General features: G+C 59.7%; 28 protein-coding genes. 2 read left to right on the forward strand and 26 right to left on the reverse strand.

The genetic code is table 11. The annotated features are described in order from the left end of the window. Window positions 1–4: 4 nt before the first annotated feature. From rpmD to rpsL, 24 genes are all read right to left on the reverse strand, one after another. The gene (gene rpmD / locus BSY16_RS07135) at window positions 5–208 is read right to left on the reverse strand and encodes a 50S ribosomal protein L30 (protein WP_069059019.1); all 204 of its coding nucleotides are present in this window, start codon (window positions 206–208) and stop codon (window positions 5–7) included. A gap of 13 nt (window positions 209–221) precedes the next feature. Next, entirely contained in the window at window positions 222–788 is a 567-nt protein-coding gene (gene rpsE, locus BSY16_RS07140) for a 30S ribosomal protein S5 (protein ID WP_069059020.1), read from the reverse strand. Between the two features lie 124 nt (window positions 789–912). Further along, complete coding sequence (gene rplR, locus BSY16_RS07145) at window positions 913–1,275, reverse strand: 50S ribosomal protein L18 (protein WP_069059021.1); 363 nt, start codon at window positions 1,273–1,275, stop codon at window positions 913–915. A 12-nt stretch (window positions 1,276–1,287) separates the two neighbouring features. Then, window positions 1,288–1,821, reverse strand: a complete 534-nt coding sequence (gene rplF, locus BSY16_RS07150; protein WP_069059022.1) for a 50S ribosomal protein L6 — start codon at window positions 1,819–1,821, stop codon at window positions 1,288–1,290. Between the two features lie 42 nt (window positions 1,822–1,863). Then, a complete protein-coding gene (rpsH, locus tag BSY16_RS07155) occupies window positions 1,864–2,262 on the reverse strand; it encodes a 30S ribosomal protein S8 (protein WP_069059023.1) in 399 nt (132 codons plus the stop codon). Window positions 2,263–2,274: 12 nt separating this feature from the next. Further along, window positions 2,275–2,580, reverse strand: a complete 306-nt coding sequence (gene rpsN, locus BSY16_RS07160; protein WP_069059024.1) for a 30S ribosomal protein S14 — start codon at window positions 2,578–2,580, stop codon at window positions 2,275–2,277. 34 nt (window positions 2,581–2,614) lie between these two features. After that, window positions 2,615–3,172 carry a 50S ribosomal protein L5 gene (gene rplE / locus BSY16_RS07165; protein ID WP_069059025.1) on the reverse strand — a complete coding sequence of 186 codons (558 nt, stop codon included), beginning with the start codon at window positions 3,170–3,172 and terminating at the stop codon, window positions 2,615–2,617. Continuing rightward, window positions 3,165–3,476 carry a 50S ribosomal protein L24 gene (gene rplX / locus BSY16_RS07170; protein ID WP_069059026.1) on the reverse strand — a complete coding sequence of 104 codons (312 nt, stop codon included), beginning with the start codon at window positions 3,474–3,476 and terminating at the stop codon, window positions 3,165–3,167. Before rplX ends, rplE begins: the two co-directional genes overlap by 8 nt. A gap of 12 nt (window positions 3,477–3,488) precedes the next feature. Then, entirely contained in the window at window positions 3,489–3,857 is a 369-nt protein-coding gene (gene rplN / locus BSY16_RS07175; protein ID WP_003495199.1) for a 50S ribosomal protein L14, read from the reverse strand. A gap of 236 nt (window positions 3,858–4,093) precedes the next feature. Next, on the reverse strand, window positions 4,094–4,330 hold the full coding sequence (gene rpsQ, locus BSY16_RS07180; protein ID WP_069059027.1) for a 30S ribosomal protein S17: 237 nt from the start codon (window positions 4,328–4,330) through the stop codon (window positions 4,094–4,096). Between the two features lie 13 nt (window positions 4,331–4,343). Continuing rightward, complete coding sequence (gene rpmC / locus BSY16_RS07185; RefSeq protein ID WP_069059028.1) at window positions 4,344–4,544, reverse strand: 50S ribosomal protein L29; 201 nt, start codon at window positions 4,542–4,544, stop codon at window positions 4,344–4,346. A gap of 12 nt (window positions 4,545–4,556) precedes the next feature. Further along, window positions 4,557–4,970, reverse strand: coding sequence for a 50S ribosomal protein L16 (gene rplP, locus BSY16_RS07190; protein ID WP_069059029.1), 414 nt, complete (start codon window positions 4,968–4,970; stop codon window positions 4,557–4,559). 38 nt (window positions 4,971–5,008) lie between these two features. Beyond that, window positions 5,009–5,743 carry a 30S ribosomal protein S3 gene (gene rpsC / locus BSY16_RS07195; protein WP_069059030.1) on the reverse strand — a complete coding sequence of 245 codons (735 nt, stop codon included), beginning with the start codon at window positions 5,741–5,743 and terminating at the stop codon, window positions 5,009–5,011. Next, window positions 5,743–6,132: a 50S ribosomal protein L22 gene (gene rplV / locus BSY16_RS07200; protein WP_069059031.1), complete on the reverse strand. Its 390-nt coding sequence runs from the start codon at window positions 6,130–6,132 to the stop codon at window positions 5,743–5,745. The genes rpsC and rplV overlap by 1 nt, the downstream gene beginning before the upstream one ends. A 2-nt stretch (window positions 6,133–6,134) precedes the next feature. Then, entirely contained in the window at window positions 6,135–6,413 is a 279-nt protein-coding gene (rpsS, locus tag BSY16_RS07205) for a 30S ribosomal protein S19 (protein WP_023517272.1), read from the reverse strand. A 15-nt stretch (window positions 6,414–6,428) separates the two neighbouring features. Continuing rightward, on the reverse strand, window positions 6,429–7,265 hold the full coding sequence (gene rplB / locus BSY16_RS07210; RefSeq protein WP_069059032.1) for a 50S ribosomal protein L2: 837 nt from the start codon (window positions 7,263–7,265) through the stop codon (window positions 6,429–6,431). Between the two features lie 29 nt (window positions 7,266–7,294). Then, window positions 7,295–7,588 (reverse strand): 50S ribosomal protein L23, encoded by a 294-nt coding sequence (locus BSY16_RS07215; RefSeq protein ID WP_069059033.1) that lies wholly within the window; start codon window positions 7,586–7,588, stop codon window positions 7,295–7,297. Beyond that, window positions 7,585–8,205, reverse strand: coding sequence for a 50S ribosomal protein L4 (gene rplD / locus BSY16_RS07220; protein ID WP_069059034.1), 621 nt, complete (start codon window positions 8,203–8,205; stop codon window positions 7,585–7,587). Before rplD ends, BSY16_RS07215 begins: the two co-directional genes overlap by 4 nt. Before the next feature lie 12 nt (window positions 8,206–8,217). Next, window positions 8,218–8,901, reverse strand: coding sequence for a 50S ribosomal protein L3 (gene rplC, locus BSY16_RS07225; RefSeq protein ID WP_069059035.1), 684 nt, complete (start codon window positions 8,899–8,901; stop codon window positions 8,218–8,220). A 168-nt stretch (window positions 8,902–9,069) separates the two neighbouring features. Further along, window positions 9,070–9,378 (reverse strand): 30S ribosomal protein S10, encoded by a 309-nt coding sequence (rpsJ, locus tag BSY16_RS07230; RefSeq protein WP_003507767.1) that lies wholly within the window; start codon window positions 9,376–9,378, stop codon window positions 9,070–9,072. A gap of 188 nt (window positions 9,379–9,566) precedes the next feature. Further along, a complete protein-coding gene (gene tuf, locus BSY16_RS07235; protein ID WP_069059036.1) occupies window positions 9,567–10,742 on the reverse strand; it encodes an elongation factor Tu in 1,176 nt (391 codons plus the stop codon). Between the two features lie 66 nt (window positions 10,743–10,808). Then, entirely contained in the window at window positions 10,809–12,908 is a 2,100-nt protein-coding gene (fusA, locus tag BSY16_RS07240) for an elongation factor G (protein WP_069059037.1), read from the reverse strand. Between the two features lie 31 nt (window positions 12,909–12,939). Next, window positions 12,940–13,410 (reverse strand): 30S ribosomal protein S7, encoded by a 471-nt coding sequence (gene rpsG, locus BSY16_RS07245; protein WP_069059038.1) that lies wholly within the window; start codon window positions 13,408–13,410, stop codon window positions 12,940–12,942. A 58-nt stretch (window positions 13,411–13,468) separates the two neighbouring features. Next, window positions 13,469–13,840, reverse strand: coding sequence for a 30S ribosomal protein S12 (rpsL, locus tag BSY16_RS07250; protein WP_022719193.1), 372 nt, complete (start codon window positions 13,838–13,840; stop codon window positions 13,469–13,471). A 556-nt stretch (window positions 13,841–14,396) separates the two neighbouring features. Here rpsL and BSY16_RS07255 point away from each other — a divergent pair. Beyond that, the gene (locus BSY16_RS07255) at window positions 14,397–14,693 is read left to right on the forward strand and encodes a transcriptional regulator (protein ID WP_069059039.1); all 297 of its coding nucleotides are present in this window, start codon (window positions 14,397–14,399) and stop codon (window positions 14,691–14,693) included. A 132-nt stretch (window positions 14,694–14,825) separates the two neighbouring features. Here BSY16_RS07255 and BSY16_RS07260 read toward each other — a convergent pair whose 3' ends face one another. Then, window positions 14,826–16,136 carry a calcium-binding protein gene (locus BSY16_RS07260; protein WP_069059040.1) on the reverse strand — a complete coding sequence of 437 codons (1,311 nt, stop codon included), beginning with the start codon at window positions 16,134–16,136 and terminating at the stop codon, window positions 14,826–14,828. A 294-nt stretch (window positions 16,137–16,430) separates the two neighbouring features. Here BSY16_RS07260 and BSY16_RS07265 point away from each other — a divergent pair, with 294 nt between their 5' ends. Next, on the forward strand, window positions 16,431–17,543 hold the full coding sequence (locus BSY16_RS07265; protein WP_069059041.1) for a helix-turn-helix transcriptional regulator: 1,113 nt from the start codon (window positions 16,431–16,433) through the stop codon (window positions 17,541–17,543). A gap of 218 nt (window positions 17,544–17,761) precedes the next feature. Here BSY16_RS07265 and rpoC read toward each other — a convergent pair whose 3' ends face one another. Next, complete coding sequence (gene rpoC, locus BSY16_RS07270; protein ID WP_069059042.1) at window positions 17,762–21,973, reverse strand: DNA-directed RNA polymerase subunit beta'; 4,212 nt, start codon at window positions 21,971–21,973, stop codon at window positions 17,762–17,764. Window positions 21,974–22,058: the final 85 nt, after the last annotated feature.

The following is a 22,058-nucleotide window of genomic DNA, read 5'->3' on the forward strand; positions in this document are numbered from 1 at the left end:
CCCCTCACTTCTCGTCGACGACGCGAACGAGGTGCTGGACGGCACGGATCATGCCGCGGACAGACGGAGTGTCTTCCAGCGTGCGAACCCGATGCATCTTGTTGAGGCCCAGGCCGACCAGCGTTGCGCGCTGTACGGCCGGACGGCGGATGGGGCTGCCGATCTGCTCGACAGTCACCGTCTTCGATACGGTTTCTTTCTTAGCCATGGATCAAACTCCCTTATTCTTCGGAAGCGACGCCGGCGGACGTACGACGAGCCTGCAGCGTTGCATATTTCATGCCGCGCTGAGCTGCGATGTCCTTCGGGTGCATCTGGCTCTTGAGAGCGTCGAACGTCGCACGGATCATGTTGTACGGGTTCGAGGAGCCGGTCGACTTGGCGACGACGTCATGAACGCCGAGCGTTTCGAAGACGGCGCGCATCGGACCACCAGCGATGATACCGGTACCGGCCTTGGCCGAGCGAAGCAGAACCTTGCCGGCGCCATGACGACCGTGCACGTCGTGGTGCAGCGTGCGGCCCGAGCGCAGCGGTACGAAGATGAGGTCGCGCTTGGCGGCTTCAGTGGCCTTCCGGATGGCTTCCGGAACTTCACGAGCCTTACCGTGGCCGAAGCCGACGCGGCCCTTCTGGTCGCCGACGACGACGAGAGCTGCAAAGCCGAAACGACGGCCGCCCTTGACGACCTTCGCGACGCGGTTGATCGCGACGAGCTTGTCGACAAACTCGCTGTCACGCTCTTCGCGGTTCTGGCGGTCATCGCGACCGCGCTTTTCCTGTGCCATTGTCCTTTTCCTTTTTATTTTCCGGGTGCAATCGGCAGATTGACGAAAATCGCCTCCATTCAGGAATGGAAGCGACTGATACCCAACTGAGGTCGGCGGGCGCTCGAGGCGCCCGACCGGATGATCAGAAGGTCAGACCACCTTCACGAGCAGCTTCGGCGAGTGCCTTGATGCGGCCGTGATAGATGAAGGCGCCACGGTCGAAAACGACCTCGTTGACGCCAGCCTTGACAGCACGCTCAGCAATGAGCTTGCCGACGGCAGCAGCTGCTGCCGTGTCGGCGCCCGTCTTCAAGGACGAGCGCAGATCGGTGTCGAGCGTGGAGGCAGCCGCAAGCGTCTTACCGGCCACGTCATCGATAACCTGTACGTAGATGTTCTTCGACGAGCGATGAACCGACAGGCGTGGACGGCCATTGGCGACCGCCTTGATGGAACGGCGCACGCGGTTGGCGCGGCGCACGAGAGCTTCTTTCCTGCTAGCCATTTCGCGTGATCCTTACTTCTTCTTGCCTTCTTTGCGGACAATCCGCTCTTCGGCATACTTGACGCCCTTGCCCTTGTAGGGCTCGGGGCCACGGTATTCGCGGATTTCCGCTGCGACCTGGCCGACCTTCTGCTTGTCGATGCCGGAGATGACGATTTCCGTCGGCTTCGGAACAACAATCGAGATGCCTTCCGGCGTCTGGTAGACCACGTCGTGGCTGAAGCCGAGTGCCAGCTGCAGGTTCTTGCCCTGCAGCGACGCGCGGTAGCCGACGCCGTTAATTTCGAGCTTGCGCTCGTAGCCGTCCTTCACACCCTTGAAGATGTTCTCGACCATCGTGCGGGACATACCCCACTTGGAACGAGCATCCTTGGATGCGTTGATCGGCTGTACGACAACAGCGTTGTCTTCGAGCTTCACCGAAACTTCGTCGTTTGCGACGAAGAACAGTTCGCCCTTCGGGCCCTTTGCGGTGACCTTTTGACCATCTACGGTCGCGGTGACACCAGCGGGAACCTGAACGGGCTTCTTACCGATACGAGACATTGTTTTATCCTGTCTGTTCGTTATGGAGATCCTTGCTCAGTCTTAGAAGACCGAGCAAAGAATCTCGCCACCAACGTTCTGTTCGCGTGCCTGGTGATCGGCCATCACGCCCTTCGGGGTCGAAAGGATGGTGATGCCGAGGCCGTTCGCGACCTGCGGAATGGACTTGACCGAGACATAGACCCGGCGGCCCGGCTTGGAGACGCGAGCGATCTTGCGGATCACGGATGCGCCTTCGTAGTACTTGAGTTCGATATTCAGCTCAGCCTTGCCGTTGCCGAATTCGACTTCCGAATATCCGCGGATGTAGCCTTCGGACTGAAGGACGTCCAGAACGCGGGCGCGCAGCTTGGAAGCCGGCGTGGAAACGCTCGACTTGCGGCGTGCGGCGCCGTTGCGGATGCGGGTGAGCATATCGCCCAGAGGATCAGTCATTGACATGTGCCCGTCTCCTTACCAGCTCGACTTGACAATACCCGGCACCTTGCCGGAATTGCCCAGTTCACGAAGCGCAATACGCGACATCTTGAGTTTGCGATAAAAGGCACGCGGACGGCCAGTAACTTCGCAGCGGTTGCGGATGCGGGTCTTCGAACCATTGCGCGGCAGCGCAGCGAGCTTCAAGGTAGCCTGGAAGCGCTCTTCGATCGGAAGAGCCTGGTTCTGAGTGATCGCCTTCAGGGCCGCACGCTTTGCGGCATGATTGGCAACCAGTTTGCGGCGGCGCTTGTTCTTTTCAACTGCGCTCGTTTTCGCCATAACAGTTATCCTTCTTTACGCTTGTCGTTACGGATCAGGCGCGGAACGGGAAGCTGAACTCTTTCAGAAGAGCCCGTGCTTCGTCGTCCGTCGGTGCCGTCGTGCAAACGATGATGTCCATGCCCCACATCTGATCAACCTTGTCGTAGTTGATCTCCGGGAACACAATGTGCTCCTTGATACCCATGGCGAAGTTGCCACGGCCATCGAAGGACTTCGGGTTCAGACCACGGAAGTCGCGTACGCGGGGCAGCGCGATGTTCACGAGGCGATCCAGAAATTCGAACATGCGGGCGCCGCGAAGGGTAACCTTTGCGCCGATCGGCATGCCTTCGCGGAGCTTGAAGCCCGCGATGGAGTTACGAGCGCGCGTGATGACCGGCTTCTGGCCGGCGATCGCTGCGAGGTCGGCAGCCGCAACAGTCGGCTTCTTCGAGTCGCCCGTCGATTCGCCAACACCCATGTTGATGACGATCTTGTCGAGGCGCGGGATCTGCATCTCGTTGGCGTAGGAGAACTGCTCCCTCAGCGCCGGGCGAATACGCTCGACATAATCCTTCTTGAGCCGGGGCTCATACTTGGTGTCAGCCATCGATCGACACTCCCGAACGCTTTGCAACACGAACCTTCTTGTCACCCTCGACCTTGAAACCGACGCGGGTCGGCTTGCCGTCCTTGGGGTCGGCGATCGCGATGTTCGACAGATGGATCGAAGCTTCCTTGGTGATGATGCCGGCTTCCTGGGTCTGGGACTGACGCTGGTGACGCTTCACCAGGTTGATACCCTTGACGACCGCACGGTCTTCCTTCGGCATGACCTGAACAACTTCACCGGTACGGCCCTTGTCCTTGCCGGTGAGTACGACGACCTTGTCGCCCTTACGAATCTTTTGCATAGCCATCGCTCCTTAGAGTACTTCCGGAGCCAGCGAGATGATCTTCATGTGGTTCTTTGCGCGAAGTTCGCGCGGAACCGGTCCGAAGATACGGGTGCCGATGGGCTCTTTCTTGTTGTCGATCAGGACGGCTGCGTTGTTGTCGAAACGGATCACGCTGCCGTCTGCGCGACGGATGTCCTTGGCGGTGCGAACAACAACCGCCTTCATCACGTCACCCTTCTTCACGCGGCCGCGCGGGATGGCTTCCTTGATCGAGACGACAATAATGTCGCCGACCGAAGCGTACTTGCGCTTGGAGCCGCCCAGAACCTTGATGCACATGACACGACGTGCGCCGGAATTATCCGCGACGTCGAGGTTAGTCTGCATCTGAATCATGTCAGGTCGCCTTCTTGTTTTACCGGACCGGTTGGGTGTTAGCCCCCTGTTCCAGCTTATGGAAATTCATGTCTTCGCGCGGGATGGTGTGTTGCCAAGGTGGTTTCCACGTCGGCGAACCGATGGACCTTCCGTGCGCTCAAAGCAAAAGAACGCTCGCGATTCCGAGCGTCCTTACGCTGCTTCATACAGAGATTCGCGCCAGAAGCAAGAGCCTGGCGGTCAATCTGATGTTTTTAAGCCTGGGCCGATACGACGGTCCAGCACTTGTCCTTGGAGATCGGCGCACATTCCTCGATGGAAACGACGTCGCCAACCTTGAACTGGTTGGTTTCGTCATGCGCCTTGTACTTCTTCGACCGGCGAACGGTCTTCTGAAGCAGCGGGTGGGCAAAGCGGCGCTCGACGCGGACGACAACGGTCTTGTCGTTCTTGTCACTGACTACAGTGCCCTGCAGAATGCGTTTCGGCATCTTTTTCTGGTCCTTAGGCCTTGGCTTCTGCCGCCTTCTGGCGGGCAATGGTCTTGACGCGCGCGATGTCCTTGCGGACTTCGTTGATACGCGAGGTCTTCTCGAGCTGGCCTGTCGCCTTCTGGAAGCGCAGGTTGAACTGCTCTTTCTTCAGCTTGGCAAGCTCGTCGTTGAGCTGATCGGCGCTGAGCGCCCGAACGTCTACGGCTTTCATAGCTTCTGCCCCTTACTCTGCAATGCGCTGTACGAAGCGCGTCTTGACCGAGAGCTTGGCCGAGCCGAGACGAAGCGCCTCACGGGCGATCTCCTCGGTAACACCGTCGATCTCGAACATCATACGGCCAGGCTTGACCTTGGCCGCCCAGTATTCGACCGAACCCTTACCCTTACCCATGCGGACTTCGGTGGGCTTTGCGGTGACCGGAACGTCCGGGAACACGCGGATCCACACACGACCGGCACGCTTCATGTAACGGGTGATCGCGCGGCGGGCCGCTTCGATCTCGCGAGCGTTCACGCGGTTAGGTTCCTGAGCCTTCAAGCCGAACTCGCCGAAAGCGAGGTCGGAGCCGCCCTTGGCGACACCCTTGATGCGGCCCTTGAACTGCTTGCGGTACTTGGTACGCTTTGGCTGCAACATTTTTTTACTTCTCCGATATTGGCTGCCAAACGCGACTGTTACGCGTTTTCACGACGACGGTCGCCACGATCACCGCGCTGTTCGCGGCTGGCGGGGCCCTGGCTGTCACTTTCGCTTGCGCGACGCTCAGAGGCCATCGGGTCATGCTCAAGGATTTCGCCCTTGAAGATCCAGACCTTGATGCCGCAGATGCCGAATGCGGTCTTGGCTTCCGCCGTACCGTAGTCGATGTCTGCACGCAGCGTGTGAAGCGGAACGCGACCTTCGCGGTACCATTCCGTACGGGCAATTTCTGCGCCGCCGAGACGACCACCGCAGGTAATCTTGATGCCTTCGGCGCCAAGACGCATTGCGGACTGAACAGCGCGCTTCATCGCACGGCGGAAAGCCACGCGGCGTTCGAGCTGCTGGGCGATCGACTGCGCGACGAGCGTCGCGTCGACTTCCGGCTTGCGCACTTCAACGATGTTAAGGTGCGTTTCGGAGTTCGTCATCGCGGCAAGCTTCTTGCGAAGCTTTTCGATGTCTGCACCCTTCTTGCCGATGATCAGACCCGGGCGAGCCGAGTGGATCGTGATGCGGCACTTCTTGTGCGGACGCTCGATGACGACCTTGGCGATACCGGCCTGCTTCAGCTCTTCCATGACGAAAGCGCGGATCTTCAGGTCTTCATGGAGCAGCTGGCCGTATTCGGCGTTGTCGGCGAACCAACGGCTGTCCCAGGTACGGTTGATGCCGAGGCGGAAACCGATTGGATTAATCTTCTGACCCATTATGCGGCCTCCCCTTTGGCTTCGACTTCACGGACGACGATCGTGAGATGCGAGAAAGGCTTCTCGATCCGCGATGCGCGACCGCGGCCACGGGCGTGGAAACGCTTCATGACAATCGACTTGCCGACATACGCTTCCGCGACGATCAGCGAGTCCACGTCGAGGTCGTGGTTGTTTTCTGCGTTGGCGATAGCAGATTCAAGCGTCTTCTTGACGGTCTCAGCGCTACGCTTGCGCGAGAATTCAAGCTCAGCGAGAGCCTTGTCCACCTTCTTGCCGCGGATGAGCGCAGCAAGCAGGTTGAGCTTCTGGGGGCTGACGCGGATCGTGCGCGCGATGGCCTGCGCCTCGTTATCCTTCAGCCGACGTTCGGCTTTAGCCTTACCCATCGTTACTTCCTCTTCGCCTTCTTGTCCGCACCGTGACCGTAATAGGTCCGGGTCGGAGCGAATTCACCAAACTTGTGGCCAACCATGTCTTCGTTGACGGCCACCGGGATGTGCTTGCTGCCGTTGTAGACGCCGAAGGTCAGTCCAACGAACTGCGGCAGGATCGTGGAGCGACGGCTCCAAATCTTGATCACTTCGCTACGACCGCCTTCACGAACCTTCTCAGCCTTCTTGAGAAGATAGCCGTCAACAAACGGGCCTTTCCATACTGAACGAGCCATTCCTGACTACCTCTCTTACTTCTTCTTCAAGTGGCGCGAGCGCATGATGAACTTGTCGGTCGACTTGTTCGAGCGGGTACGCTTGCCCTTGGTGGGCTTGCCCCACGGGGATACCGGGTGACGACCACCGGAGGTGCGGCCTTCACCACCACCGTGCGGGTGGTCGACCGGGTTCATGACGACGCCGCGGTTATGCGGGGTCTTGCCGCGCCAGCGCGTGCGACCGGCCTTACCGTCGTTGATGTTGCCGTGATCCGGGTTGGATACGGCGCCAATCGTCGCGAGGCAGGACGAGTGAACCAGGCGCTGTTCGCCCGAGTTCAGGCGAAGGATCGCCATGCCCTGATCGCGGCCGACCAGCTGAACGAAGGTGCCGGCGGAACGGGCGATCTGGCCACCCTTGCCCGGCTTCATTTCAACATTGTGAATGATCGAGCCGACCGGGATGTACTGCAGCGGCATGGTGTTGCCGGGCTTGACGTCAACCGCCGCGCCGGACGCGATGACCTTGTCGCCAACGGCCAGGCGCTGCGGCGCCAGGATGTAGGCCTGCTCGCCATCGGCATAGTTCACCAGTGCGATGAACGCGGTGCGGTTCGGGTCGTATTCCAGACGCTCGACCGTGCCCTCGACGTCGAACTTGCGACGCTTGAAGTCGATGAGACGATAGGTGCGCTTGTGACCACCGCCGATAAAGCGGGCGGTAATGCGACCGAGGTTGTTACGGCCACCACTCTTGGAGAGACCTTCGGTCAGAGCCTTGACGGGCTTGCCCTTGTAAAGGCTCGACCGGTCGACGATGACCAGCTGGCGCTGGCTCGGGGTGGTCGGGTTGTAGTGTTTCAATGCCATTTTTCTGTTTCCTTTCAGCCGACTGCCCGTTAGAGCCCGGTGGAGACGTCGATGGACTGACCGTCAGCAAGCGTGACGATAGCCTTCTTGACATCTCCCTGCCGGCCGGCGAAGCCGCGGAAACGCTTGATCTTGCCCTTGCGGACGAGCGTGTTCACAGCCGTGACCTTGACGCCGAAGAGTGCTTCCACTGCAGCCTTGATTTCAGGCTTGGAGGCGCGCTTGGCAACGTTGAAGACGACCTGGTTGTGTTCGGAGACCAGCGTCGACTTTTCGGTGATCGAAGGAGATACGATCACATCGTAGTGGCGAAGATCCGTCATTTGAACCGCTCCTCGAGGGCTTCTACAGCAGCCTTGGACAGAACGAGCGTGCCGCGGCGCAGGATATCATAAACGTTGATGCCCTGGATCGGCAGAACGTCCACGTTCGGGATGTTCCGTGCTGCGAGCTTGAAGTTGCCGTCAAGTTCTGCGCCGCCGATGATGAGGGCGTTGGTGAGGCCGAGCGACGCGAAAACGCCAGCCAGAGCCTTCGTCTTTGCTTCGGAAGCAACCAGATCGTCGATGATGATCAGGTTTTCAGCCTTCAGCTTGGCCGAGAGCGCATGACGCAGGCCAAGAGCGCGAACCTGCTTGGGCAGATCGTGGGCGTGGCTGCGAACAACCGGGCCGTGGGCCTTGCCGCCGCCGCGGAACTGCGGAGCACGTGCCGAATGGTGACGAGCGCGACCCGTACCCTTCTGCTTGTACATCTTGGCGCCGGTGCGGGAAACTTCCGCGCGGCCCTTCGACTTGTGGGTGCCCTGCTGCTTCTTGGCGAGCTGCCAGCGAACGACGCGGGCAATGATGTCTTCACGCGGCTCAAGGCCGAAAATCGTGTCGGAAAGGGAGACCTTGCCGGCGTCCTTCCCCTCGAGGGTCGTGACTTTGAGATCCATGATCAGGCTCCCTTACTTAGCTGCGGCGCGCACGGCGGCCGGACGCGGAGCGTCGGACGGGGTGCCGGACTTGACGGCGTCACGAACGACGATCCAGGCGCCCTTGGAGCCCGGGACTGCGCCCTTGACGAGGATGAGACCACGCTCTTCGTCGGTCGAAACGACCTCGAGGTTCTGGGTGGTGACGCGCGTCTGGCCCATATGACCAGCCATGCGCTTGCCCTTCCAGACCTTGCCCGGATCCTGGTTGTTACCCGTCGAACCGTGCGAACGGTGCGAGACGGAAACGCCGTGCGTTGCACGAAGACCACCAAAGTTGTGGCGCTTCATGGCACCGGCAAAACCCTTACCGATCGTGGTGCCGGTAACGTCGACGAGCTGACCGGCCACAAAGTGGCTGGCGGTCAGCTCTGCGCCGATGTCGATGAGGTTGTCTTCCGAGACGCGGAACTCGACGAGCTTCGCCTTCGGTTCAACGCTTGCAGCGGCGAACTGGCCACGAAGTGCCTTGACCGTGTTCTTCACCTTGGAGGTGCCGGCGCCGAGCTGGACGGCCGTGTAGCCGTTCTTCTCCTGCGTACGCTGGGCAACGACCTGGACGTTATCCAGTCGCAATACTGTAACAGGGATATGCTCACCTGCGTCATTATAGACGCGAGTCATCCCTACTTTCTGTGCAATCACACCTGAACGCATGGTTCAATCCTCTTAGAAGTCCTGTCGGGGTATTCCCGTGAGCGGGAGCCCCTTCATGCCTCTTGGTTTAAGGATTCCACTCGGGCTTTCTAGCCGTCGGGTTTCCCGTTTTCAGAAGACGTCGGCTTACGCCACGTACCTTCCTTGTTATTTCGGCTTACGCCGGACTTAGAGCTTGATCTCTACGTCTACACCGGCCGCAAGGTCGAGCTTCATAAGAGCGTCGACGGTCTGCGGAGTCGGATCTACGATGTCGAGCAGGCGCTTGTGCGTGCGCATCTCGAACTGTTCACGGCTCTTCTTGTCCACGTGGGGCGAGCGGTTGACAGTGAACTTTTCAATACGGGTCGGGAGCGGAACGGGGCCGCGGACGCTTGCGCCGGTGCGCTTTGCCGTCGACACGATTTCACGCGTGGAGGCATCAAGGATCCGGTGGTCAAACGCCTTGAGGCGGATGCGGATGTTCTGGCCGTTCATACGACTTTTTCCTTAGTTCGTTATCCGCGCGATTCTCTTGAGAATACGCGTTTTTTGATTCTGCGGTTGCCTTAAAGGAACACGCACGAAAACACAATGCCGAAAGGCCAGTCCGCTAAATTATCAAAGACCGGAGGGGCAGGATAACACCCTGCCCTTCCTATTTCAGCGGCCTTAAGCCTTATGTCTTATTCGACGATCGAAGCGACGATGCCGGCGCCGACGGTGCGGCCGCCTTCACGGATCGCGAAGCGCAGCTTTTCTTCCATCGCGATCGGAACGATCAGCTCGACGGCAACCGTGACGTTGTCGCCCGGCATGACCATTTCCGTGCCTTCCGGAAGCGAAACGATACCGGTCACGTCCGTCGTGCGGAAGTAGAACTGCGGACGGTAGTTCGTGAAGAACGGCGTATGACGGCCGCCTTCTTCCTTCGTCAGGATGTAGGCTTCTGCCATGAACTTCTTGTGCGGCTTGACCGAACCCGGCTTGCACAGGATCTGGCCACGCTCGACGCCGTCACGCTGAACGCCACGGATCAGCGCACCGACGTTGTCGCCGGCCTGGCCCTGGTCGAGCAGCTTGCGGAACATTTCAACGCCGGTAACCGTCGTCTTGGTGGTCGGACGGATGCCGACGATTTCGACTTCTTCACCAACCTTGACGATGCCACGCTCGACGCGGCCGGTCACGACCGTACCACGGCCCGAGATCGAGAACACGTCTTCGATCGGCAGCAGGAACGGCTGGTCGATCGGACGCTCAGGCGTCGGGATGTAGGCGTCGACAGCAGCCATCAGCTCGCGGATCGCGTCTTCGCCGATCTTCTTGTCCGAATCTTCGAGAGCGGCCAGAGCCGAACCCTTGATGATCGGGATGTCGTCGCCCGGGAAGTCGTAGGACGACAGAAGTTCGCGAACTTCCAGTTCGACGAGCTCGAGAAGCTCGGCGTCGTCGACCTGGTCGACCTTGTTGAGGAACACGACGATAGCCGGAACGCCAACCTGGCGGGCGAGCAGGATGTGCTCGCGGGTCTGCGGCATCGGGCCGTCAGCAGCCGAGCAGACCAGGATCGCGCCGTCCATCTGGGCAGCACCGGTGATCATGTTCTTGACGTAGTCGGCGTGGCCGGGGCAGTCGACGTGGGCGTAGTGACGGTTCGGCGTTTCATATTCGACGTGTGCCGTCGAAATGGTGATGCCGCGGGCCTTTTCTTCCGGGGCGGCGTCGATCTGGTCGTACGCCTTGTACTCGCCGAAATACTTCGTGATCGCTGCCGTCAGCGACGTCTTGCCATGGTCAACGTGGCCGATCGTGCCGATGTTTACGTGAGGCTTGTTGCGCTCGAACTTGCTCTTTGCCATTTCCGGCTCTCCGTTCTTTATCCCGCAGAGGGGAATTCATACAAACTGTTTAGGGGCGTACCCCGGTCACTTCTGACCGGAATACTTTGCCTGGATTTCCTGCGCGACGTTCGACGGAACCGGCGCATAGTGATCGAAGGTCATCGTGTACTGGGCGCGGCCCTGCGACATGGAGCGCAGGTTGTCCACGTACTTGAACATGTTCGCCAGCGGCACGTTGGCGGAGATGACGACGGCAACGCCGCGGCTCTCCTGGCCCTGGATCTGACCACGACGGGAGTTCAGGTCGCCGATAACGTCGCCGACATAGTCTTCCGGCGTTACGACTTCGACCTTCATCATCGGCTCGAGCAGCTGTGCGCCGGCTTCGCGGGAAGCTTCACGGAAGCATGCACGCGATGCGATTTCGAAGGCGAGGACCGAGGAGTCGACATCGTGGTAGGCGCCGTCGATGAGCGTCGCCTTGACGCCGAGCATCGGGAAGCCTGCGAGCGGACCCGAGGACAGAACGCTTTCGATACCCTTCTGAACGCCCGGAATGTATTCCTTCGGAACAGAACCACCGACAACCTTGGATTCGAAGAGGAAATCTTCGCCTTCCGGGTTCGGTTCGAACACGAGCTTCACGCGGGCGAACTGGCCGGTACCACCGGTCTGCTTCTTGTGCGTATAGTCTTTTTCGGTCTTGCGGGTGATCGTTTCGCGGTAGGCGACCTGCGGGGCGCCGACGTTGGCTTCGACCTTGAACTCGCGACGCATACGGTCGACGATGATGTCCAGGTGAAGTTCGCCCATGCCTGCGATGATCGTCTGGCCGGATTCTTCGTCGGTCTTGACGCGGAAGGACGGATCTTCAGCGGCCAGGCGGTTGAGGGCGAGGCCCATCTTTTCCTGGTCGTTCTTCGTCTTCGGCTCGATCGCGATCTGGATGACCGGCTCCGGGAATTCCATGCGCTCGAGGATGACCGGCTTCAGCGGATCGCAGAGCGTGTCGCCCGTGGTCGTGTCCTTGAGACCGGCCAGAGCAACGATGTCGCCTGCGAAGGCTTCTTCGATGTCTTCACGCGAATTGGAATGCATCTGAAGCATACGGCCGACGCGTTCGCGCTTTTCCTTGACCGTGTTCATGACCGACGTGCCCTTTTCGAGCTTGCCGGAATAGATACGGGCAAAGGTGAGCGAACCGACGAAGGGGTCGTTCATGATCTTGAAGGCGAGCATGGAAAGCGGCTCGGCATCATCGGCGTGACGCTCGATATCCTGCTCGGTCTTGACGTCGATGCCCTTGATGGCCGGGATGTCTGCCGGCGACGGCAGGTAATCCACGACGGCGTCGAGCAGCGGCTGAACGCCCTTGTTCTTGAACGCGGTACCGCAGAACATCGGGTGGAACTTCACGTCGATGGTGCCGCGGCGAACGAGCGCACGGATCTGGTCGTTGTCCGGGTAGTTACCTTCGAGGTAGGCTTCCATCGCGGCTTCGTCGATTTCGACGACGGTCTCGATGAGCTTCTCGCGGTATTCCGCGGCCTTTTCCTTCATGTCTTCCGGGATTTCGACGACGTCCCACTGGGCGCCGAGCGATTCATCACGCCAGACGAGAGCGTTCATTTCGATCAGATCGACAACGCCCTTGAAGTCGCTTTCAGCGCCGATCGGCAGCTGCATGACGACCGCAGTCGCACCGAGACGCGACTTGATCATGGAAACCGAGCGGTAGAAGTCCGCGCCGGTCTTGTCCATCTTGTTGCAGAAGATCATGCGCGGAACGTTGTACTTCTCAGCCTGACGCCAGACGGTTTCCGTCTGCGGCTCTACACCGGCGTTGGCATCGAGAAGGGCAATCGCACCGTCGAGCACGCGCAGCGAACGCTCGACTTCGATGGTGAAGTCAACGTGGCCGGGGGTGTCGATGATGTTGAAGCGGCGGGTCTTGCCGTCACGGCCCTTCCAGTAGGTCGTGGTAGCAGCGGACGTGATGGTGATGCCGCGTTCCTGCTCCTGCTCCATCCAGTCCATCGTCGCGGCGCCATCATGGACTTCGCCGATCTTGTGGGACTTGCCGGTGTAGTAAAGGATACGCTCGGTCGTCGTCGTCTTGCCGGCGTCGATGTGCGCCATGATACCGAAATTTCGGTAGTCTTCGATTTTATATTCGCGAGCCATCTGGGACTCCTTTCGAGACGTCTAGTTTCGGTTACCAGCGGTAGTGCGAGAAGGCACGGTTGGCGTCAGCCATCTTGTGCGTGTCTTCGCGCTTCTTGACGGCGCTGCCGCGATTGTTCGCTGCGTCCATGAGTTCGCCGGAGAGGCGCTCGACCATGGTCGTTTCGTTACGCTTGCGGGCAGCCGCGATCAGCCAACGGATTGCGAGAGCCTGACGGCGCTCCGGACGAACGTCGACCGGAACCTGGTAGGTCGCACCACCGACACGACGCGAGCGCACTTCGACGTGCGGCGCAACGTTGTCGAGAGCCGAATGGAAAACCGTCACCGGATCCTGCTTGGCCTTACCCTGGACAACATCGAAGGCGCCGTAAACGATCGTTTCGGCGACGGACTTCTTGCCGTCCAGCATGATGGCATTCATGAACTTGGTGACTACGAGATCGCCGAACTTCGGGTCCGGATTGATCTCGCGCTTTTCTGCTCTGTGGCGACGGGACATACTTTTTGTCTCTCAAACTTAGAATGGACTGACCAGCGAAATGGCGCCGGTTACTATATTACTTCGGACGCTTCGCACCGTACTTGGAACGGCGCTGCTTGCGGTTCTTGACGCCCTGGGTGTCGAGAACGCCGCGGATGATGTGGTAACGCACACCCGGCAAGTCCTTTACGCGGCCGCCACGGATCATGACGACAGAGTGTTCCTGCAGGTTGTGACCTTCGCCCGGAATGTAGCCAATGACTTCGAAGCCATTGGTCAGGCGGATCTTGGCGACCTTACGCAGAGCCGAGTTCGGCTTCTTCGGGGTCGTCGTATAAACGCGGGTGCAAACGCCACGCTTCTGGGGGTTTTCCTGCAGAGCAGGAACCTTGTTGCGCTTTACCGACGCCTGGCGCGGCTTGCGGATCAACTGGTTTACGGTAGGCATAGACCCATCCCTTGCAATAGTGTCTCAGTACCCTTTCGGGCGGATACATGGCCACACGCCTGTTCATGCGCAAAACAAGGCCGATCCACCTTTTGTGGATGACCTCGATGAGCAGAGGACGCGAAATTATCGCGTCGTGCGTGCAGCATTCATGTTCTCAACGTGTGTCGAGCCCTGTTTGAGGCGAACTCCAGAACGAGTCGTTCCGAAACAGCCAGCCTCACATAGGCTCTGATGGCGTGCGGTCTACTGACTTAAGGGCAAAAGGTCAAGGGGCGGCGCGAAAGAATCCGGCGCAGGAATGGCTGCTCTGCCCGGAAAGCAGGGCTTTCGGCATCCCGCCCTACCCTGTTCGCGTCGCTTTTGAAGCGAACGGGTCTCGCCTGAGAACATTAATAAAGCCTGAAGATAGAATCAACCGGAAGAGTCGGGCGGGCGAAAACACATCCACCGATTCCCGCGACTCACCTTTTGGTGACGGCCTCGATTTTGCGTTTGGGTCCGGCAGCCCTACGCTTTATAGAACGAACATCATTCATCCCGAGAGGAACATGCCATGGCATCCAGTGCCGACAACGACAACAACACGCTCGACGACCCGATGATCTTCATCATTATCGGCAAGGCCTATGAGCGCGAAGGCGAGGACGGCATCGACATCCACGTCATGCTGCGCGCGCCGGACGACGACAGCGCCGTGCGCGAGGCGCTGAATGCGCTTTCGGAAGAGGGTTTTCTCGAGGCCGACCTCGACCAGATCGGCACACTGACGGACGTTCCCGAAGAGGAACCGCACGCCTCCGCCTACAAGGGCGCGCTGGAAGGCGAAGTCGCGATCATCCGCTTTGCATGAAGGAATGAGGCGCAGGCATTGATTAGGGCAATGCCTGCGCCGATGCGCTGGTGGATAAAGCCTCTCCTGCCGAACCGTCCTCGATCCGATGGCAGGCTCGGCTCCATGCCGGGCGCATACCAGATCGACAGCCTATGCGATGATGTCGAAATCCGACGCCGTCAATGTCAGTCCCTTGCCGAGAAGCGCGATCTGAACCGCAGCGACACTGCCATCCCCGTCCGCATCGTAGAATAGCTTTCCGCTTACCTTATCGTAGATGATGCGATCGCTGGCATCGTGCGCCTTGGCGCCGACATGGAATGCTGCGGGTGCCAGGTCGCCAACCTTGCCGGCCTTTGTGAACACGTCGTCATCGAGCCAGATCGTGTCATCCTTGGCGTTGAAATCGGCGATCGTGTCGATGTTGGCGGCGCTGGGCTTGGTGTCGAAGACGAACACATCCCTGCCTTCGCCTCCTTTTAGAAGATCTTTTCCAAGACCCCCGTAAAGCTTGTCGTTGCCGCCTCTGCCAGCCAGTTCATTGGCAATGCTGCTTCCCTTGATGCTGTCAGCGCCATCCGTCCCTACAGCGTTCTCGATGTTGGCAAGCGTATCCCTTCCCCCGTAGCCATCGACCGCCTTGCCCGACGCGAGATCGACGGTGACGCCCTTGTTGCCGCCGTGTTGATAGTCGCGGTCATACCGGATCGTATCGATCCCGCCTCGGCCATCAACGACGTCATTGCCACCAAGCGGACGGAACTCATCCGCGCCAGCCGAACCGGAGATCTTGTCGCCGAACTGCGTTCCCTTGATGCGTTCGATGCTCTTGAACGTTTCCGCAAAGCCCCACGGGTCGGTCGCCGTCCCCTTGGCCATGTCGACGACGACACCCTTGGCACCGACCGGGTCATTATAGGCGTCATCGAACGTGAGTTGGTCGATGCTTCCCGTGCTCGTGCCACCGTCATAGGTATCGGCGCCCCGTCCGCCGGCGAGATTGTCACCGCCGGCGCCGCCGATCAGCTTGTCGTTGCCGCCAAAACCCCAAAGCTCATCGCTGCCAGCGCTTCCCTGCAGAACATCGGCGCCTTTCAGCACGATGCTCGCGGTGTACCAGGAGTCACCCTGATTCACCGTCTTGTAGAAATCACTGCCCGCCCATTTCAGACCGGTGAGGGTTTGAATGGTACCGCCGCCCGCGCTATCCACGAGCTTGAGCGATGTGATCAGGCCGCCGTTAATCGCGCCGCCCTTCGAAACATATTTGAGATTGGTGCCCGTGATGACGAGATCGACGCCGTTGTCCATGCGATAGATGGCGGTCGTCGATGTACTCTTTATATATTTGCCGTAGTCCAACAGCTCACCCAGAGCCGGATTGTAGTCCGTGGCCCAGTGGTTGGGCAGATACTGCCCGGGAAACTGCCCGTAAGGCATGTTCAAAGTGTAGGTAGCCATGGTGTTCCCCCTGCTCCAAAACGGCACTTCTTGATGGGCATATCACCACGGCAAATAAACGCTCCCCCCAATTGGAGGGTAGCTCGTCAGGAATATACGTGGGGGTCACCGTCCAGAACCTCAGCCATGGCAGTCGGCCAGACGGAAAGACAGCGGCAGGTCGCATTTTCGCAACGAAAACATCACGCACGGAGCATCAGACGTCCGAATAGCCGTTTGTTTTTCGTGCGAAATGCTTCACGATGCCGAATAGTTTGGAGCCGAATACCCCGCTGAAGCAATGCTGGAACGTTTATGGAAGCAATACAGTCCGAACTGATTGGCAAGATCTACGAAGCAGCAATATTCAAGGACCGCTGGCCGGAGGTTATCGCGACAATAGGCCGTTATTTCGATTTCTGGGGTGGTGCACTCACCTGGGAGACCGGCGGTGAACGCAGATGGATGGGAACGGCCAATTTTCTGGACGTGATGGACGAATTTATAGCCGAAGGCTGGGCGGCAAAAAACATTCGGCTGGAGAAGGCCAACCGCGAGGGCCAGTTTTCCTTCGTACGCGATACCGATCTCTTCACCGCGGAAGAGCGGCGTACCATCCCGATCTACCGAGAGTTTCTTGCCCCACGCGGCCTGGGATGCGCGACGGCAACCCTGATAAACGGCCCGGAAGACATCAATATCAGCGTCTGTTTCGAACAGCATCTCACCAAGGGCAATATCAGCGACGAGGCGATCCGTATCCTCGACAGCCTGCGGCCGCATATCGCCAGAAGCCTTGTGCTGGCAACGGAGCTGGACCAGCAGAAAGCCGACCTTCTGACGGCCGGCCTGAGTGCGATCGGCGCGCCCGCTGCCATCGTGCAGGATAACGGCTGTGTATTGTCGGCAAATCCACTCTTCACGACTGCGCTTCGCCGCGTCTCGATCCGCGCCCGCGACCGGATTTTCCTTCACGATGAAAGCGCCAATCGATTGCTCTATGATGCACTGGCGAAAATCGCCAGTGACCACATCAAATCGATCCCGCTGCCGGCGACGGAAGACGAACAGGCCTGCATCGTTCACGTCATACCGCTGTGCGGGAACGCTCTCGATTTTTCGCCGCGAGGTACCGCAATTGTTCTGATTGCCCAACCAGCGGCAGCACAGTCGAACGACCTCCGCATCCTGAAAGGGCTTTATGACCTGACCCGCAGCGAAGCACGCATCGCGATCGAGATACAGAGCGGCATGGCCCTGCCGGAAGTCGCCAGACGGCTTGGCATTTCCTATGAAACCGCGCGCAGCGTAGCCAAAGCCATCTACGCCAAGACCGGCAGCTCCGGACAAAGCGATCTCGTTCGCCGCTTGTCGGTCGTGGCGAGATATTCGTTGCCACCGCCACCACAAGATCCCTCAAACGGGTGACGACCGCTCAGGGAGCTGACCTCAAGGGCCAGTTGTCTTCCGGCAAGCATGTCGTGGCGGATGACGGTTCCGGCAAACAGGCGGGTACTGCGACGCCTCAGCAATAGGGCGCGAAAACCTGGCAGACCATATCTGAAACGCAAAAACGCCCGGATTGCTCCGGGCGTTTTCGTATGCGTTGACAGGCGGGGCTTTCGAAGCCCCTGCCCTTAATCCGCTTACTCGGCAGCTGCGCCCTCGCCGCCGGCGAGGTCCGCCAGCATAGGGGTTGCAACGCCAGCACCGGTCGACTTGCGGCGCTCGTCGAGGATCATCTCGTCGCGGGCCGTCGCGATGCGGCGGATCTGGGTCATCGTGCCACCGGTACCGGCCGGGATGAGGCGGCCGACGATGACGTTTTCCTTGAGGCCCTGCAGGCCGTCGGTCTTGCCGGCGATCGCAGCTTCCGTGAGAACCTTGGTGGTCTCCTGGAAGGATGCGGCCGAGATGAACGACGGGGTCTGCAGCGACGCCTTGGTGATGCCGAGGAGGACCGGATCGCCGTAAGCCGGCTTCTTGCCTTCCTCGATCAGGCCATCGTTGACGTCTTCCAGCTCGATGCGGTCGATGTTGTCGCCGACGATATACGTCGAGTCGCCAGCATCGGTGATCTCGACCTTCTGCAGCATCTGGCGAACGATCACCTCGATGTGCTTGTCGTTGATCACAACGCCCTGCAGGCGGTAGACTTCCTGGATTTCGTTCACGAGGTAGGAAGCGAGTGCTTCCACGCCCTTGATCGCCAGGATGTCGTGCGGCGCAGGATTGCCGTCGAGGATGTAGTCACCCTTTTCGATGTAGTCGCCATCCTGAAGATGGAAGGGCTTGCCCTTCGGGATCAGGTACTCGACCGGCTCGACACCGTCTTCCGCCGGCTCGATCATCACGCGACGCTTGTTCTTGTAGTCGCGGCCGAAGCGGACGGTACCGTCGATCTCAGCGATGACGGCGTGGTCCTTCGGACGACGGGCTTCGAACAGTTCGGCAACACGCGGCAGACCACCGGTGATGTCCTTGGTCTTGGCGCTTTCCAGCGGCGAGCGGGCAAGAACGTCACCCTGGGAGACCTTCTGGCCCGGCTCGACCGACAGGATCGCGTCGACCGAGAGCATGAAGCGAGCTTCGCCACCGCGGGACAGCTTGGCGACAGCGCCATTCTTGTCCTTGATGATGATGGCCGGCTTCAGGTCCGTACCGCGCGGCGTCGAGCGCCAGTCGATGACCGAACGCTTGGTGATGCCGGTGGACTCGTCCGTCGATTCCAGAACCGAGATACCGTCGACGACGTCTTCGAAGTGAACGGTACCCTCGACTTCCGTCATCATCGGACGGGTGTAGGGGTCCCACTCGGCGAGACGCTGGCCGCGCTTCACCTTGTCGCCGTCGTCCACGAAGATCTTCGAACCGTAGGCAACACGCTGCGAGGACCGTTCCACGCCGCGCTCGTCGAGGATCGTGACCGCCATGTTACGGCCCATCGCGACGAGGTTCCCGTCGGAGTTGCGCAGCATGTTGCGGTTCTTGATCTGCACCGTGCCTTCATACGACGCTTCCAGGAACGACTGGTCGACCACGGTCGCCGTGCCGCCCAAGTGGAAGGTACGCATGGTAAGCTGGGTGCCCGGCTCGCCGATCGACTGTGCCGCGATGACGCCAACGGCTTCGCCCATGTTGACGGGCGTGCCGCGTGCAAGGTCGCGACCATAGCAGACGCCGCAGACGCCGGTCTGGATTTCGCACGTCAGCGCCGAACGGATACGGATCGACTGGATACCAGCCTTCTCGATCAGGACCACGTCGGCCTCGAGGATCATTCGGCCCGCATCGACGATACGCTCACCCGTGACCGGATGATCGATGTCGTCCAGCGCGGTACGGCCGAGAACGCGGGTACCGATCGAAGCCACGACCTGACCGGCGTCGACGATCGCCGTCATCGTGAGGCCCTTGTCGGTGCCGCAGTCGACATGCGTGACGATGCAATCCTGCGCGACGTCGACGAGACGGCGGGTCAGGTAACCGGAGTTCGCGGTCTTCAAGGCGGTGTCTGCGAGACCCTTACGGGCACCGTGCGTCGAGTTGAAGTACTCGTTCACGGTCAGGCCTTCCTTGAAGTTCGAGATGATCGGCGTTTCGATGATCTCGCCCGACGGCTTGGCCATGAGGCCGCGCATGCCGCCCAGCTGACGCATCTGGCTCGGAGAGCCACGCGCGCCGGAGTGCGACATCATGTAGATCGCGTTCATCGGCTTCTGACGACCGGTCTCGGGATCGAACTCTACGGCCTTAATGCGGGCCATCATGTCCTCGGCGACCTTTTCGGTAGCCTTGCCCCAAGCGTCAACGACCTTGTTGTACTTCTCGCCCTGGGTGATCAGGCCGTCGTTGTACTGCTGTTCGTATTCCTTCACCAGACTTTCGGTGTCACCGACGATCTTGGCCTTGGTGTCCGGAATGACCATGTCGTCCTTGCCGAACGAAATGCCGGCGCGGCAGGCGTGGCTGAAGCCGAGCTGCATGATGCGGTCGCAGAAGATGACCGTGTCCTTCTGGCCGCAGTGACGGTAGACCGTGTCGATCATCTTGGAGATGTTCTTCTTGGTCATTTCCTGGTTGCAGATGTCGAACGGAATGTTGCCGTTCTTCGGCAGCAGTTCGCCGATGATCATGCGGCCAGGCGTCGTTTCGAAGATCTTGGTGTAGGGCTTGCCTTCACCATCGACCGACTTGAAGCGGCCACGGATCTTCGCGTGCAGCGTGACGACCTTGTTTTCGAGCGCATGGTGCAGTTCGCCCATGTCGGAGAAGGCCATGCCTTCGCCCGGCTCGTTCTGGTTCAGGATCGACAGATAGTAGAGGCCGAGAACCATGTCCTGCGACGGAACGATGATCGGTGCGCCGTTCGCCGGGTGCAGAATGTTGTTCGTCGACATCATGAGCACGCGCGCTTCCAGCTGGGCTTCCAGCGAGAGCGGAACGTGAACAGCCATCTGGTCACCGTCGAAGTCGGCGTTGAAGGCCGTGCAGACGAGCGGATGCAGCTGGATGGCCTTGCCTTCGACCAGGATCGGTTCGAAGGCCTGGATGCCCAGGCGGTGCAGCGTCGGTGCGCGGTTCAGGAGAACCGGATGTTCGCGGATGACCTCGTCGAGGATATCCCAGACTTCCGGCTTTTCCTTTTCAACGAGCTTCTTGGCCTGCTTGACGGTCGAGGAGAAACCCTTCGCGTCGAGGCGGGCGTAGATGAACGGCTTGAACAGTTCGAGCGCCATCTTCTTCGGCAGGCCGCACTGGTGCAGCTTCAGTTCCGGACCGGTCACGATAACCGAACGGCCGGAATAGTCGACGCGCTTGCCGAGCAGGTTCTGGCGGAAGCGGCCCTGCTTGCCCTTGAGCATGTCGGACAGCGACTTCAGCGGACGCTTGTTGGCACCCGTGATGACGCGGCCGCGGCGGCCGTTGTCGAACAGGGCGTCAACCGATTCCTGAAGCATGCGCTTCTCGTTACGGATGATGATGCCCGGTGCGCGCAGTTCGATCAGGCGCTTCAGACGGTTGTTACGGTTGATGACGCGGCGGTACAGATCGTTGAGGTCGGACGTCGCGAAGCGGCCGCCGTCAAGCGGAACCAGCGGACGCAGGTCCGGCGGGATCACCGGAACGACCTTCATGATCATCCATTCCGGACGGTTGCCGGATTCCATGAAGTTCTCGACGATCTTCAGGCGCTTCATCAGCTTCTTCTGCTTCAGCTCCGACGTGGTTTCCGCCAGGTCCGAACGCAGGTCGCCAGCAATCCGCTCGAGGTTCATCGATGCGAGCATCTCGAAGATGGCCTCGGCGCCGATCATCGCCGTGAACTGGTCTTCACCATATTCATCGACGGCGATCATGTATTCTTCTTCGGAAAGAAGCTGGTTTTCCTTGAGCGCGGTGAGGCCGGGCTCGGTCACGATGTAGTTCTCAAAATAGAGAACGCGTTCGACATCCTTCAGCGTCATGTCGAGCAGCGTCGAAATGCGCGAGGGAAGCGACTTCAGGAACCAGATGTGGGCGACGGGAGCGGCGAGCTCGATATGGCCCATACGCTCACGGCGAACGCGCGACAGCGTGACTTCGACGCCGCACTTTTCGCAGATGATGCCCTTGTACTTCATGCGCTTGTACTTGCCGCACAGGCACTCGTAGTCCTTGATCGGCCCGAAAATGCGCGCGCAGAACAGACCGTCGCGTTCCGGCTTGAACGTGCGGTAGTTGATCGTTTCCGGCTTCTTGATCTCACCGTAAGACCAGGAAAGAATCTTTTCCGGAGAAGCGATCGAGATCCGGATGGAATCGAACGTCTGCGCAGGCACCTGCGGATTGAAAAGGTTCATGACCTCTTGGTTCATGCCTATCTCCTTCGTGGGCCAGTGGCCCTCTGCTTAGCAACCAATTGCGGCGATACCCGGGTGCCGCAAGGCTGCTTGAAACGGA

This window comes from Sinorhizobium sp. RAC02 (genome assembly GCF_001713395.1).
GTDB lineage: Bacteria > Pseudomonadota > Alphaproteobacteria > Rhizobiales > Rhizobiaceae > Shinella.

Excerpts from the sequence above, each read along its gene's own strand:
- BSY16_RS07215 (WP_069059033.1), bottom strand. The coding sequence starts at position 7,588 with ATGACGGATCTTCGCCACTACGATGTGATCGTATCTCCTTCGATCACC.
- rplP (WP_069059029.1), bottom strand. The coding sequence starts at position 4,970 with ATGTTGCAGCCAAAGCGTACCAAGTACCGCAAGCAGTTCAAGGGCCGC.
- rpoC (WP_069059042.1), bottom strand. The coding sequence starts at position 21,973 with ATGAACCAAGAGGTCATGAACCTTTTCAATCCGCAGGTGCCTGCGCAG.
- rplR (WP_069059021.1), bottom strand. The coding sequence starts at position 1,275 with ATGGCTAGCAGGAAAGAAGCTCTCGTGCGCCGCGCCAACCGCGTGCGC.
- rpsN (WP_069059024.1), bottom strand. The coding sequence starts at position 2,580 with ATGGCGAAAACGAGCGCAGTTGAAAAGAACAAGCGCCGCCGCAAACTG.
- rplF (WP_069059022.1), bottom strand. The coding sequence starts at position 1,821 with ATGTCTCGTATCGGTAAGAAGCCCGTTCAGGTTCCCGCTGGTGTCACC.
- rpsG (WP_069059038.1), bottom strand. The coding sequence starts at position 13,410 with ATGTCCCGTCGCCACAGAGCAGAAAAGCGCGAGATCAATCCGGACCCG.
- BSY16_RS07260 (WP_069059040.1), bottom strand. The coding sequence starts at position 16,136 with ATGGCTACCTACACTTTGAACATGCCTTACGGGCAGTTTCCCGGGCAG.
- rplN (WP_003495199.1), bottom strand. The coding sequence starts at position 3,857 with ATGATTCAGATGCAGACTAACCTCGACGTCGCGGATAATTCCGGCGCA.
- rplV (WP_069059031.1), bottom strand. The coding sequence starts at position 6,132 with ATGGGTAAGGCTAAAGCCGAACGTCGGCTGAAGGATAACGAGGCGCAG.
- tuf (WP_069059036.1), bottom strand. The coding sequence starts at position 10,742 with ATGGCAAAGAGCAAGTTCGAGCGCAACAAGCCTCACGTAAACATCGGC.
- fusA (WP_069059037.1), bottom strand. The coding sequence starts at position 12,908 with ATGGCTCGCGAATATAAAATCGAAGACTACCGAAATTTCGGTATCATG.
- rpmC (WP_069059028.1), bottom strand. The coding sequence starts at position 4,544 with ATGAAAGCCGTAGACGTTCGGGCGCTCAGCGCCGATCAGCTCAACGAC.
- rpsQ (WP_069059027.1), bottom strand. The coding sequence starts at position 4,330 with ATGCCGAAACGCATTCTGCAGGGCACTGTAGTCAGTGACAAGAACGAC.
- rplC (WP_069059035.1), bottom strand. The coding sequence starts at position 8,901 with ATGCGTTCAGGTGTGATTGCACAGAAAGTAGGGATGACTCGCGTCTAT.
- rplD (WP_069059034.1), bottom strand. The coding sequence starts at position 8,205 with ATGGATCTCAAAGTCACGACCCTCGAGGGGAAGGACGCCGGCAAGGTC.
- rplE (WP_069059025.1), bottom strand. The coding sequence starts at position 3,172 with ATGGCTGACACCAAGTATGAGCCCCGGCTCAAGAAGGATTATGTCGAG.
- BSY16_RS07255 (WP_069059039.1), top strand. The coding sequence starts at position 14,397 with ATGGCATCCAGTGCCGACAACGACAACAACACGCTCGACGACCCGATG.
- rpsC (WP_069059030.1), bottom strand. The coding sequence starts at position 5,743 with ATGGGTCAGAAGATTAATCCAATCGGTTTCCGCCTCGGCATCAACCGT.
- rplB (WP_069059032.1), bottom strand. The coding sequence starts at position 7,265 with ATGGCATTGAAACACTACAACCCGACCACCCCGAGCCAGCGCCAGCTG.
- rpsJ (WP_003507767.1), bottom strand. The coding sequence starts at position 9,378 with ATGAACGGCCAGAACATCCGCATCCGCCTCAAGGCGTTTGACCACCGG.
- rpsS (WP_023517272.1), bottom strand. The coding sequence starts at position 6,413 with ATGGCTCGTTCAGTATGGAAAGGCCCGTTTGTTGACGGCTATCTTCTC.
- rpsL (WP_022719193.1), bottom strand. The coding sequence starts at position 13,840 with ATGCCTACCGTAAACCAGTTGATCCGCAAGCCGCGCCAGGCGTCGGTA.
- rpsH (WP_069059023.1), bottom strand. The coding sequence starts at position 2,262 with ATGTCAATGACTGATCCTCTGGGCGATATGCTCACCCGCATCCGCAAC.
- rplX (WP_069059026.1), bottom strand. The coding sequence starts at position 3,476 with ATGCAAAAGATTCGTAAGGGCGACAAGGTCGTCGTACTCACCGGCAAG.
- rpsE (WP_069059020.1), bottom strand. The coding sequence starts at position 788 with ATGGCACAGGAAAAGCGCGGTCGCGATGACCGCCAGAACCGCGAAGAG.
- rpmD (WP_069059019.1), bottom strand. The coding sequence starts at position 208 with ATGGCTAAGAAAGAAACCGTATCGAAGACGGTGACTGTCGAGCAGATC.
- BSY16_RS07265 (WP_069059041.1), top strand. The coding sequence starts at position 16,431 with ATGGAAGCAATACAGTCCGAACTGATTGGCAAGATCTACGAAGCAGCA.